At 72.9% G+C, this 11,911-nt stretch carries 14 protein-coding genes; 3 read left to right on the forward strand and 11 right to left on the reverse strand.

From position 1 onward, the window contains the following. Positions 1 to 9: 9 nt before the first annotated feature. Both ABD324_RS09780 and ABD324_RS09785 read right to left on the reverse strand, forming a co-directional pair. Positions 10 to 231, reverse strand: a complete 222-nt coding sequence (locus ABD324_RS09780) for a CbtB domain-containing protein (RefSeq protein WP_344414734.1) — start codon at positions 229 to 231, stop codon at positions 10 to 12. A 68-nt stretch (positions 232 to 299) separates the two neighbouring features. Then, positions 300 to 962, reverse strand: a complete 663-nt coding sequence (locus tag ABD324_RS09785) for a TetR/AcrR family transcriptional regulator (protein ID WP_344414736.1) — start codon at positions 960 to 962, stop codon at positions 300 to 302. Between the two features lie 83 nt (positions 963 to 1,045). Here ABD324_RS09785 and ABD324_RS09790 point away from each other — a divergent pair, with 83 nt between their 5' ends. Further along, a complete protein-coding gene (locus tag ABD324_RS09790) occupies positions 1,046 to 2,239 on the forward strand; it encodes a cytochrome P450 (RefSeq protein ID WP_344414738.1) in 1,194 nt (397 codons plus the stop codon). A gap of 45 nt (positions 2,240 to 2,284) precedes the next feature. Here ABD324_RS09790 and ABD324_RS09795 read toward each other — a convergent pair whose 3' ends face one another. From ABD324_RS09795 to ABD324_RS09835, 9 genes are all read right to left on the reverse strand, one after another. Next, on the reverse strand, positions 2,285 to 2,626 hold the full coding sequence (locus ABD324_RS09795) for a YrdB family protein (RefSeq protein ID WP_344414740.1): 342 nt from the start codon (positions 2,624 to 2,626) through the stop codon (positions 2,285 to 2,287). Continuing rightward, positions 2,623 to 3,036 carry an SRPBCC family protein gene (locus ABD324_RS09800; RefSeq protein WP_344414742.1) on the reverse strand — a complete coding sequence of 138 codons (414 nt, stop codon included), beginning with the start codon at positions 3,034 to 3,036 and terminating at the stop codon, positions 2,623 to 2,625. Before ABD324_RS09800 ends, ABD324_RS09795 begins: the two co-directional genes overlap by 4 nt. A 2-nt stretch (positions 3,037 to 3,038) precedes the next feature. Continuing rightward, a complete protein-coding gene (locus ABD324_RS09805) occupies positions 3,039 to 3,818 on the reverse strand; it encodes an SDR family oxidoreductase (RefSeq protein ID WP_344414744.1) in 780 nt (259 codons plus the stop codon). Between the two features lie 83 nt (positions 3,819 to 3,901). Further along, a complete protein-coding gene (locus tag ABD324_RS09810) occupies positions 3,902 to 4,888 on the reverse strand; it encodes an S-adenosylmethionine:tRNA ribosyltransferase-isomerase (protein ID WP_344414746.1) in 987 nt (328 codons plus the stop codon). Continuing rightward, complete coding sequence (locus tag ABD324_RS09815; RefSeq protein ID WP_344414749.1) at positions 4,885 to 5,565, reverse strand: SDR family NAD(P)-dependent oxidoreductase; 681 nt, start codon at positions 5,563 to 5,565, stop codon at positions 4,885 to 4,887. Before ABD324_RS09815 ends, ABD324_RS09810 begins: the two co-directional genes overlap by 4 nt. A 28-nt stretch (positions 5,566 to 5,593) precedes the next feature. After that, on the reverse strand, positions 5,594 to 6,748 hold the full coding sequence (locus tag ABD324_RS09820) for an alpha-hydroxy-acid oxidizing protein (protein WP_344414751.1): 1,155 nt from the start codon (positions 6,746 to 6,748) through the stop codon (positions 5,594 to 5,596). A gap of 69 nt (positions 6,749 to 6,817) precedes the next feature. Beyond that, positions 6,818 to 7,330 (reverse strand): MSMEG_0572/Sll0783 family nitrogen starvation response protein, encoded by a 513-nt coding sequence (locus tag ABD324_RS09825; protein WP_344414753.1) that lies wholly within the window; start codon positions 7,328 to 7,330, stop codon positions 6,818 to 6,820. A gap of 50 nt (positions 7,331 to 7,380) precedes the next feature. Further along, a complete protein-coding gene (locus ABD324_RS09830; RefSeq protein WP_344414755.1) occupies positions 7,381 to 8,229 on the reverse strand; it encodes a carbon-nitrogen hydrolase family protein in 849 nt (282 codons plus the stop codon). An 8-nt stretch (positions 8,230 to 8,237) separates the two neighbouring features. Next, positions 8,238 to 9,650 carry an MSMEG_0569 family flavin-dependent oxidoreductase gene (locus ABD324_RS09835; protein ID WP_344416315.1) on the reverse strand — a complete coding sequence of 471 codons (1,413 nt, stop codon included), beginning with the start codon at positions 9,648 to 9,650 and terminating at the stop codon, positions 8,238 to 8,240. A gap of 407 nt (positions 9,651 to 10,057) precedes the next feature. Between ABD324_RS09835 and ectA the strand changes: the two genes are divergently transcribed. Together ectA and ectB are read left to right on the forward strand one after the other, a co-directional pair. Further along, positions 10,058 to 10,645 (forward strand): diaminobutyrate acetyltransferase, encoded by a 588-nt coding sequence (gene ectA, locus ABD324_RS09840; RefSeq protein WP_344414757.1) that lies wholly within the window; start codon positions 10,058 to 10,060, stop codon positions 10,643 to 10,645. Positions 10,646 to 10,653: 8 nt separating this feature from the next. Next, positions 10,654 to 11,910: a diaminobutyrate--2-oxoglutarate transaminase gene (gene ectB, locus ABD324_RS09845; RefSeq protein ID WP_344414760.1), complete on the forward strand. Its 1,257-nt coding sequence runs from the start codon at positions 10,654 to 10,656 to the stop codon at positions 11,908 to 11,910. Position 11,911: the final 1 nt, after the last annotated feature.

Below are 11,911 nucleotides of genomic sequence, written 5' to 3' on the forward strand. Positions count from 1 at the left end.
TCCGTACTCCTAGTGGCAGGGGAAGCCGAGCAGATGGCGGCCGTCGTGCACGAACTCGTGCAGCATCGAGCCGGAGAACACCGAGGTGGCGCCCTGGTCCATGCCGACCAGGTAGAGCAGCGCGAGCAGGATGACGCCGGCGAAGACCGCCCACGGCGCGAGCTCGCGGAGCGGGACGGTGGGGACGGCCGCGACGGCCGTCCGGCCGGGCAGTGCAGCACCCTGAGCCATGGCGGATCCTCCTGGTTGACGCCTGAAGAGATGTTCAGCCGAAAGCCTCCGTGACGGGCGGTTCGGCGTCAAGTGTGGTTTTCGCCGGATTCGGTGCCCGCGGCCGCCAGCAGGCGCATGACCTCGCCGATCCGCCCCTTCTGCTCCGTCAGCGCCGTGAGACCTTCCTCTCCGGCGGCCCGCGCGAGGTCGTCCGTCGCCACCCGCAGGGCCGCGTTGACCACGGCGGCGCGGGCCCGGACCTCCAGCGAACCGGGGGGCAATGCGAGGCGCGCGCCGATGACCTCGGCGAAGGTGTCCTCGGCGCGCTCGTGCAGCACGAGCCACACCGCGCGCAGGGCCGGCTCGTCCCGGGTCATCCGGACCACGGCGAGCACGGCCTCCACGTCCTCCGGAGGGGCCCCGGGATCGAAGGCGTACTCGGCCGCCAGGTGCTCGGCGAGGTCCCGGTCCGGCGGCCACGAGCGCAGGACCTCGCGGAACGCGTCGAGCGCGAGCGACAGCAGCGGCTCGACGCAGCTCTCCTTGCTGCGGAACAGTCGCCACAGCGTCCGCTCCGAGACGCCGGCCGCGCGGGCGATCTCCTCGCCGGAGGTCGCCGCGACCCCCCGCGCGCGGAACAGTCGCACCGCCTGCCGGGAGATGTCCAGGCGCTGTTCCCGGCGGTGCGCATCGGTCAGCGGCGGGCGGCCGCGGCGGGTTCCGCCCGGTGCCTCCCGGATGTCCGACATGGCCGGAGGCTAGCCCTTCCTTTAAATGGCAGCTACTGCCAGGAAAGGCTACCGTCGAGCGTGCCCGTCCCGGAAGGAGAGTCATGAGCGCACCCGCACTGCCCTTCGCCCGCCCCAACGTCCTGGACATCGCCCCGATCTACGAGGTGCTCCGCCGCGAGGCCCCGGTCGCCGCCGTGACCACGCCGGCCGGTGATCCCGCCTGGCTGGTGACCCGCTTCGGCGAGGTCCGCGACCTGCTCGGCGATCCCCGGTTCGGCCGGTCCCACCCGGAACCCGAGCGGGCCGCCCGGATCTCGACAGCCGCCGTGCAGGACGGTCCGACCGGCTCCTACGAGACGGAGAAGGAGGACCACACCCGGATGCGGCGCCTGCTCACCCCGGCCTTCTCGGCGCGGCGGATGCGCGCGCTGGGGGAGAATGTCCAGGAGCTGGTCGACGGCTACGTCGACGCCCTGGAGCGCGAGCACGGGACGAACCCGGTGGTCGACCTGCACGCCGGGCTCGGCTTCCCGCTGCCGGTCGCCGTGATCTGCACGCTGCTCGGTGTGCCCGAGGGCGACCGCGACCACTTCCGCTCCCTGTCCGACCGGATGGCCAGCTACACGGGTGCCGACGCGCACGAGGCACGCACCGAGTTCGGCCGCTACATGGCGGGGCTCGCCGAGCGGAAGCGCGTGCAGCCGGGCGAGGACGTCCTCAGCGACCTGGTGGCGGCCCAGGAGGACGATCCGTCGTTCGGCTATGCCGAGATGACCCGCCTCGCCGTCGGGCTGCTGTTCGCCGGCCACGAGACCACCGTCAACCGGATCGGCCTCGGCACCGTCTTCCTGATGACGAACCGCGACCAGTGGGACGCCCTGTGCGCCGATCCCGCGGGCCGGATCGACGCGACGGTCGAGGAGATGATGCGGCTCGGCGCCCCGGGCGATCTCGGGCTGCTCCGGTACGCGCACGAGGACGTCGACGTCGCGGGGGTGACGATCCACCGCGGGGACGCCGTGATCCTCTCGATCAACGCCGCCAACCGGGACCCGGAGACCTTCGCCGAGGCGGAGTCCTTCGAGCCGGGCCGCGCCGAGCGCGCCCACCTCGGCTTCGGGCACGGCGCCCACTTCTGCATCGGCGCGAGCCTCGCCCGCGTCGAGCTCCGCGCGGTCTTCGAGACCCTGGCCCGCCGGATCCCCGGCATGACGCTGGCCGTGGGCCTCGACGAGCTGGACGTCCGCACCGAGCACCTCACGGGCGGCGTCCGTTCCCTGCCGATCACCTGGTGACGGGGGCGGCCGGCGCGATCGCGGTGGATCCCGCCGGCCCTCCCCTCACGAGGTGAGTTCGGCCGTGGTGACGACGGCGGTGGTCACCACGAAACCCGCGATACCGAGGACCGGATGGCCCGCGGCGACGAGGAGCCCGCCGGTGATCGCGAGGAGCGCGACCTTGGCGACGATCCGCCGGGTGCGGGGCAGGCGCCGGCCCGCGCGGGGTGCGAGCCACAGGCCCCACAGGACCGCGGCGACCAGCGGGAACACCACGGCGAGGGCGATCCGGATGCCGGTCGAGCCGCCCAGGCCGACGCCCGCCGCGGCCAGCCCGGCGAGCATCGCCAGCTCGGCGAGGAAGGCACCGGTGTCCCGGACCGGGCGGAAGGTCGGCGTGGTCATGCCTCCGCCCGGGCCTTGAGGGAGGCGGCCTCGGTGTCCACCATGGACCGGATCCTCCCGCCGGCCAGCGCCCCGAGCAGGGACCCGAGCGGACCCTCCATCGCGAACTCCAGGTGCACGGCGCAGCCGCCGTCCGCGGCCTCGACCTCGTGCCCGGCCTCCTGACGGACGGCGGCACCCGCCCGACCCCAGGTGAAGCTCCGCCCGGGCGTCAGCTCCGAGACCGTGTAGTCGGTCGGCCGGCGCCCGGGCTGGCTCACCCGGACGACCTGGCCGACGCGCAGCGGCCCGGGACCGGTCTGCACCGCGGTGACCGTGGGCGTCCAGGACGGCCACTCGGTCACCGCGGCAAGGATCTCCCAGGCCCGTTCGGGCGGGGCCGCGATCCGCACCGTCGCGCGGTACCGCACGGCTACAGCACACCCGGGTAGGCGCCGCCGTCCATCAGCAGGCTCTGGCCGGTGATGTAGCCCGCCTGCGCCGAACACAGGAACGCGCAGGCGGCGCCGAACTCGGCCGGGTCCCCCGGGCGCCCGGCAGGGACGTCCGCGCTGGCGGCCTCGGCGGCCTGCTCGACGGTGATCCCACGGTCCCGGGCCTCCTTCTCGTACAGCGAGTGCAGGCGCCCGGTGGCGAACCGGCCGGGCAGCAGGAAGTTGACGGTGACGTTCGCGTGCGCGACCGACCGCGCGACCCCGGCCATGAAGCCGGTGAGCCCGATCCGCGCGCCGCTCGACAGGTCGAGGCCCGCGATCGGCATCTTCACCGAGGAGGACGTGATGTTCACGATCCGGCCGAAGCGGCGCTCCACCATCCCGTCGACGACGCCCTGGATCAGCCGGATCGGCGTCGCCATGTTGCTCACGACGCCCGTCAGCAGCGCTTCGCGGTCGATCTCGCGGAAGTCCCGGAAGGGCGGCCCGCCGTTGTTGTTCACCAGGATGTCCACCTGGTCGACGGCGGCGACGAGCCGGTCCTGCACCGCCTCCTCGTTCAGGTCCCCGGCCACGGGGACGACGGTCGCGCCGGTCTCGGCGGCGATGTCCGCGGCGGCCTTCTCCGTGGACTCCGGCGACCGCCCGTTGACGACGACCGTGCAGCCGGCGCGGGCCAGCTCGGTCGCGCAGGCCCGCCCGAGGCCCTGGGTGGAGGCGCAGACGACCGCCGTCCGCCCGCTGATTCCGAGATCCACGCGCCACTCCCGTTCCCGCTGCTCCGCTGCCCCTCGCAGCCTAGTGCGGCGTCCGCCGGCGTCCACCGGTCCGCGCTGCCGCCCTACGGGAGCAACAGGCACGAATCGCCGAACTCGTGCCAGAGGTAGTCCCGCTCCGCGGTCGCCGCGTACGCCCGGCCGACGAGCTCGTCCCCGGCCACGGCCCGCAGCAGGAGCAGGTGGGAGGCCTCCGGCTCGTGCCAGCCCGTCACCAGGCCGTTCACCACCCGCGCCGGCCGGTCCGGGCCGAGCACCAGGTCCGTCACCCCCTCCCCGGCGTGCACGAGCCCGTCCTCGTCGGCCACGGTCTCCAGGGCCCGGGTGACCGTCGTGCCCACGGCGACGACGCGTCGCGAGGCGTTGACAGCCGCGGCGGTCTCGGCGGGGACGCGGTAGCGCTCCGGGAGCGGCGTCTCCCCGGCCTCCAACGACGAGACGCCGGTGTGCAGCACCAGCTCCGCGATCCCGACGCCGCGGGCGCGCAACCCGTCGAGCACCGCGCGGGTGAACGGCCGCCCGGCGCTGGGCATCTCGGCGCTGCCGAAACCGCCGTCCGGGCGGGCGAACACCGTGCGGTACTCCGCGAGGGCCGGTGTCGTCCGCAGGTGGGAGTAGCGGATCGGCCGCCCGGCGGCGGCGAGATAGCCGCGCAGCCCACCCTCCACCGGGATCCGGGCCTGCCAGAGCCGGCTGCCCGCGCGGACCTGCGGATCCGGGTGGGCCACGGCGAGCACCGCCACGACCCCGCCGGGCAGCGTGATCCGCTCACCGGCCCGGGCGTCGAGCACTCGCTCCCCGGCCGGCGTGCGGAGCTCGACCATCCAGCCCGCGGCTGCGGGCCCGGACACGTGCAGCACCACCGGGGTCCCGCCGCGGTACCCGTCGACGGCCGCGGGCTCGGTGTCCGAGGTGTTGACGACCACGAGATCGCCGGGCTCGAGGGCGCCCGGCAGGTCGGTGAACCGCCTGTGCCGCATCGGTTTCCCGGCACGCGCCACCATCAGCCGGACGCCGTCGCGGACGGGCGGCGGAGTCTCGGCGCTCCTCATGCCGCCGCCCCGAGGTCGGCCGCGCGGTACCGCCCGCTCGGCGGGGACGCGTCCAGGAGCCGCAGGAACGCCGGGACGACGCTCGCGGGCTCGGGCCGGTCCGAGATGTCCTCGCCCGGGAAGGCGCGCTGGTGCATCGCCGTCCGCATGTCGCCCGGGTCGAACGCGTAGACGTGCAGGTCCGGCTCCTCGACGCCGAGCACGGCGGCCAGCTGGTCCAGCGCGGCCTTCGCGCTGCCGTAGCCGCCCCAACCCTCGTAGGCCTCCACGGCCGCGTCCGAGCTGAGGGTGACGAGCGCGCCTCCGTTGGCGCGCAACGCCGGCAGGGCGAGTTGCGTGATGCCCAGCGGTGCCAGCACCCCGGTCTCGTACACCCCGCGCAGCGGGTCGAGCGGGTACTCGCCGAGCCGCGGCAGCGGCGACGGGCCGAGCTCGCCGGCGTTGTGCACCAGCAGGTCCAGGCCCGGGCCGGCCGCCCCGACGAGCTCGGCGCGGAAGCCCGGATCGGTGACGTCGCCCGGCAACGCGACGACGCCGGGCAGCCCGGCGAGTGCCCGTCGCAGCCGGTCGCCGTCCCGCGCGCAGGCGACGACGGTGGTCCCTCGCTCGGCGAGGGCGGTGGTGAGGGCGAGCCCGAAGCCCTGTCCCGCACCGGTGACGATCGCGGTCCGTGTCATGCCCCCACGGTGCGAGCTGAACCCGACTTCAGGTCAAGACCCGCTCCAGGCCGGCCTTCCGCAGCGCGGCGAGGTCCGGGTAGCCGTCGACCGCCATCAGCAGGTCCGCCTCGGCGAGGAAGGAGCGGAGATGGTGCACCACACCGTCCTCACCGCCGACGGCGAGCGCGTAGACCGCGGGCCGCCCCGAGCCGACGGCCGCGGCGCCCATGGCCAGCGCCTTCACCACGTCCGATCCGCTGCGCACGCCGGAGTCGAACAGCACCGGCACGTTCCCGGCCGCCTCGACCACCGCCGGCAGCGACTGCAGGGCGGGGATCCCGCCGTTGGCCTGGCGCCCGCCGTGGTTGGAGCAGTACAGCCCGTCGATGCCCAGGTCCACGGCGCGGCGCGCGTCGTCGGGATGGCAGATCCCCTTGAGCACGATCGGCAGCGAGGTGGCCTCGCGGATCCAGGCGAGGTCGTCCCAGGTGACGGAGTAGCCGAAGGTCTGGGCGAACAGGCCCACCGCCTCCGCCGGGTCGGTGCTCTTCAGCCGGGACCGGAAGTGCTCGTCGGAGGTGTAGTTGGCCAGGCAGTAGCCGCGCAGCTGCGGGAAGTTGGCCGTGTTCAGGTCCCGCGGCCGCCAGCCCGTCACCCACGTGTCGAGGGTGACGACCAGCGCCCTGAACCCGGCGCGCTCGGCCCGCTGGATGAAGCTGACGGCGAGGTCGCGGTCGTTGGGGGTGTAGAGCTGGAAGAAGCCCGGCGTGTCCCCGAGGGCCTCCGCGACCTGTTCGAGGGGGTCCTGCGAGAGCGTCGAGGCGATCATCGGGACACCGGCCCGCGCCGCCGCCCGGGCGGTCGCGAGGTCGCCGTGCAGGTCCTGGGAGCAGATCCCGAGCACGCCGATGGGGCAGAGGAACAGCGGGTGCGGCAGGTCGATGCCGAACAGCGAGACGGACAGGTCCCGCTCGGTGGCGCCCACCAGCATCCGCGGGGGCAGCCCCCACCGGCCGAAGGCCTCGACGTTGGCCCGCTGGGTGCCCTCGTCCCCGGCGCCGCCGGCGACGTAGGAGAGCACCCACGGCGGCAGGGCCTGCGCGGCCCGCTCCTCCAGCCCGGCGAAGTCGACGGGGAAGCGGGGCTGGCGGCCCCGCGTCCCGGCCAGGTAGATCTCCAGCTGGTAGTCGCCGTAGGCCATGGCGCGACCCTAGGACGAGCTCGTGAGTGGCGATAGTCGCTCCGGCGACTATCGCCACTCACGGGGGAGTCAGAGCTGGTAGGTCGAGTTGATGATCGCGCCCTTGCGGGCGTAGTGGATCAGCGCGTCCTGGACGTCGAGGGGGTGCGTCGGGATGACGCCCTCGATCAGGTCCTCCTCGCGGGCACCGTGCAGCGAGAGGCCGAAGCGGCAGCAGTAGACCTTGCCGCCCTCCTGGATGAAGGTCTTCAGCGAGTTGTTGATGTTGTGCTCGCCGGGGAACGCCGAGTTGCCGGTGGTCGGGAACCCGCGCGTGGCGAGGCAGTTCAGCGAGCCGGGGCCGTAGAAGTACACCGCGGACTCGAAGCCCTTCCGCAGCGCCCGGGTGGCCTGCAGGATCGCCACGAAGCTCACCGACGACTCGTGCGCGATGCCGTGGACGAGGGTGAAGTAGACCTCGCCGTTCTCGGCCTGGTAGTCGGGGAAGACCTTCGTACCGCCGTAGATCGACGAGCCTTCGGGCATCGACGGGTGGGCGATCTCCTCGAGGCTCTGCTTCTCGAGGTCGGTCAGGTCGGCCATGAGTTTTCCTCCACTGTGGACAAAGGTTGTGGACAGCTGCGGGGGTCGGTTCAGACGGGCAGGTAGGACGGGCGCACGAGCGCCCCGTACAGGTCGGGACGGCGGTCGCGCAGGTTGCCCATGCCCGCGCGGTGCGCGTCGATGTCGGCGGCCAGGTCGAAGTCCGCGGTGACCATGCCCTCGGCCTGGCCGGTGGCGGCGACGATCTCCCCGCCGGGGTCGACGATCTTGGCGTTGGCGGCGAACTGCAGGGAGCCGAAGCGCCCGAACTGGTTCGACGCCACCCACACCACCTGGTTCTCCAGGGCGCGGGCCCGGTCGAAGAGGTCGAAGCGGCGGGTCCAGCGGTCCTGCGCCGGGTCCGGGTGCCGGTGCGTGGCGCTGATCGGCCAGGCCGACATCGACACGATGATCCGGGCGCCGTCGATCGCCAGGGCGCGGGCCGCCTCCGGGAAGCCCTTGTCCCAGCAGATCTGCATGCCGATCCGGCCGACCGGGGTGTCGAAGGCCTCGAACGCGTCGCCGGCGGCGTAGGTCGCGCTCTCCTGCAACGGCTGGTGGACCTTGCGGTAGGTGCCCAGCACCCCGTCGCCGGTCACGCAGACCGCGGAGTTGTACCGGCCGGTCGGGGCCTGCTCGCAGTACCCGGCGGTGACCGTGAGGTCACCGGCGATCCGGGCCAGCCGGGCGATCTCGGGCCCGTCGACGGCGAACGCGGGCGGCGCGGCCGCCGTGCCGCCGAGATCGGAGACGTAGCCGCCGAGCGCGGCCTCGGGCAGCACGAGCAGCTGGGCGCCGGCCTCGCGCGCCTGCCCGACCAGGCGCTCGATGCGCGCGAAGCACGCCTCGAGATCCCGGTCGAAGGGCGCCGCGACGGTCGCGACTCGGGTGGTCGTCATGGGGCTCCTCAGCTCGCGGACCGGGGCGCGACCCAGTCCGGGTCGTCGGCCGTGCCGGTGGGGAAGGTGCTGGTGGGGGTGCCGGCGAGCCAGTGCAGGCCGTCGGCGATCGCGGCGTCCTCGCGGGCGGCCAGGATCCGGCCCACGAGGTGCTCGGCGTCCGCCGCGACCCCGGAGAAGCGGCCCGAGCCCCAGGTGTACTGCCAGGGCAGGCCGATGAAGTAGAGACCGGGCTGGCTCGTCACTCCGCGGTCGTGGGTCGGGTAGCCCCGGCCGTCGAAGATCGGGAGCTCGATCCAGCGGTCGTCGCGGCCGTAGCCGGTGGACCAGATGACGCTGGTGATCCCGGCGGCCGAGAGGTCGAGCTCCGCCGGATCGTCGGCCTCGGGGCCGGGCTCCCAGACCGGCGCGCGCCGCTCCTCGGCCGGGGCGTCGATGCCCTGGGCCGCGATCCAGCCGTCGATCGAGTCCTTGATGCCCTCGGCCACGGCGTCCGCCCCGTCGAGGTTCGCGCGCAGGTCGCCGGCGAAGCGCAGCCTGCCGTTCGCGATGCCCAGCAGCCGCCCGTGCAGCTGCATGCCCTCGCGGGCGAACCGGCGCAGGTCGATGTCGCGGCCGCCGTCGCGGCCCGTCACGTAGTGGTTGGTGCGGTGCCGCACGGCGTCGACGTCCGGGAACTGGTCGATGCCCTTCGTGTAGGTGCCCATGTCCGACAGCCACGCCACGCAGTCCCGGCCCCGGTAGAAGCGCGCGACCCGCGGCGCCGTCCCGGTCGCGAGGTGCACGGTGCGGCCGGCCAGGTGCAGGTCCTCGGCGATCTGGCAGCCGGACTGCCCGGTGCCGACGACGAGCACCGCGCCCTCGGGCAGCTGCTCCGCGTTGCGGTAGGCCGAGGAGTGCACCTGCGCGACGGAGTCCGGGAGCCGCTCGGCCATCCGCGGCGTGCGCGCCACCTGGTACGGCCCGGTGGCGATGACGACCTGGTCGGCGGTCAGCGTGCCGTGGTCCGTGCCGAGCTCGAAACGGTCCGCACGCGCCCGCAGCCCGGTGGCCCGCACCCCCTCGACCAGGGGCGGCGAGAAGGAGGCGACGAAACGGCGCAGGTAGGCCGAGATCTCGTCCCGGACCATGAACCCGTCTGGCTCCTGGCCGTCGTACCGGAATCCGGGCAGCGCGCATTGCCAGTTCGGGGTGACCAGGCAGAAGGAGTCCCACCGGCGGTCGTGCCATTCGTGGCCCGCCGACTCCCCCTCGAGGACCAGATGGTCGACGCCGTGCCGGGCCAGCCACCAGCTGACCGAGAGGCCGGCCTGCCCGCCGCCGACGACCACGACCGACCGGTGGGTGCCGTCGAGATCGGGCACGGGATCGGGGACGGGATCGGGGACGACGCGCAGATGGGCGTCCGGCTGCGGGGACATCACGGGATCGGCTCCTGAGGGGCTCCGGTGCAGGGGGTCGAGCCGTACAGTGGGGCTCGGTGCCTAGTTCACGGCCCCGCGATGTCCGGCGCGTGTCCTCCGGAACGCATCTGTGTTTCCGGATCCGGCCCTTGTTTCGGTGAGGTGTCCGGGCCTCGCCGGCGGCCGGATCGGCCTCCGGCACCCTGTCCGGAGGGCCGGGGCGGCTCGGGCGTGGCGAGCGTTACGTCGTCGATCGGCCGGGCGTCCCGTGGGGCGCACGACGCGCCCTCGGCGGCGCTGGCTGCGCCGCGCAATCGGTGGTACACCTGCGAAAACCGCGGGACGAATTCCGCGGATGACCCGGTGCCCACATTCTTCGAGCCTCAAACGTATCTGTGACGGGGCTCACGAAACTGTTCTGTAGAATGTTGTCGACAACCGCGTTCTGCTGCGACAGGCGAATACCGCTGTTACGTTTACTCGACATGACGGCAGCGACCACGGAGACCTCGAACCCCTCCGGTGACGATCCCGAACTGGTGATCGCGCCCCCCACGGTGGACGACGGTCCCGCGCTGCACCGCCTCGCCGCCGAGGCCGGCGGACTCGACGTCAACACCCGGTACGCGTACCTCATCTGGTGCCGCGACTTCGCCGCGACCTCGGTGATCGCCACGCTGGACGGCGAGCCGGCCGGGTTCGTGTCGGGATTCCGGCGACCCGAGGCACCGGACACGCTGCTCGTGTGGCAGGTCGCCGTCGGCCCCGCGGCACGCGGCCGGGGGGTGGCCGGACGCATGCTCGACGCCCTGTTCGACCAGGTGCCCGGGGTGACTCACATGGAGACCACCGTGACCCCGGACAACGACGCGTCGAATGCGATGTTCCGGTCCTTCGCCCGTCGCAACGGGGCGAACTTCAGTCATAAGGAATTGTTCACCGAACGTCAGCTCGGCGATGGCCACGAGCCGGAGTTCCTCTATCGAATCGGCCCGATCCCGAACGAAGGATGAAGCGAGAAATGACCGTCTTCGAGGACGTCGAGTCCGAGGTCCGCTCCTACTGCCGCAACTGGCCCGTCGTGTTCGACACCGCCAAGGGGTCCCGGCTCACCGACGTCGACGGCCGCACGTACCTCGACTTCTTCGCCGGTGCGGGCGCCCTGAACTACGGCCACAACCCCGAGCCCCTGAAGCAGAAGCTGCTCGAGTACCTGCAGCGCGACGGGATCACGCACGGCCTGGACATGTACACCACGGCCAAGGGCGAGTTCCTGAACACCTTCCGGGACAAGATCCTGGCGCCGCGGAACCTCGACTACAAGGTCCAGTTCCCCGGCCCGACCGGCGCCAACGCCGTCGAGTCCGCCCTGAAGCTGGCGCGCAAGATCACCGGCAAGGAGGCGATGGTCAACTTCACCAACGCCTTCCACGGCATGACGCTGGGCGCGCTGTCGGTCACCGGCAACTCGATGAAGCGCGGTGGCGCCGGCATCCCGCTGGTGCACTCCACCCCGATGCCGTTCGACAACTACTTCGACGGCAAGGTGCCGGACTTCCTGTGGTTCGAGCGGGTCCTCACGGACTCCGGCTCGTCCCTCAACGATCCCGCCGCCGTGATCGTCGAGACGGTGCAGGGCGAGGGCGGCATCAACCCCGCCCGCGTCGAGTGGCTGCAGGCCCTCGCCGAGCTGTGCAAGCGCCACGACATCCTGCTGATCGTGGACGACGTCCAGATGGGCGTCGGCCGCACCGGCCCGTTCTTCTCGTTCGAGATCGCGGGCATCGAGCCGGACATCGTGACGATCTCCAAGTCGATCTCCGGCTACGGGCTGCCGATGGCGCTGGTCCTGATCAAGCCGGAGCACGACGTCTGGGGCCCGGGCGAGCACAACGGCACCTTCCGCGGGCACAATCCCGCGTTCGTCACCGCCACCGAGGCGATCCACCAGTACTGGAGCGACGACACCCTCGAGCGCGACGTGCTCCGCAAGGGCGAGCGGATCGAGGAGGCGTTCCACAAGATCGTCGCGGATACCACCGCCACCGAGCTGACGGCGAAGGGCCGGGGCCTGGCGCGGGGCCTGCAGTTCGCCCAGCACGAGCAGGCCGCGAAGGTGTGTGCCGCGGCGTTCGAGCGGGGACTCCTCATGGAGACCTCCGGCCCGGACAGCGAGGTCATGAAGATCCTGGCCCCGCTGACCATCACCGACGACGAGCTCGACGAAGGCCTGTCCGTCGTCGCCGAGTCCGTCCGGACCGTCACCTCTGGAGGGTGAG

Source organism: Pseudonocardia ailaonensis, from assembly GCF_039531635.1.
GTDB classification, from domain to species: Bacteria; Actinomycetota; Actinomycetes; order Mycobacteriales; family Pseudonocardiaceae; genus Pseudonocardia; species Pseudonocardia ailaonensis.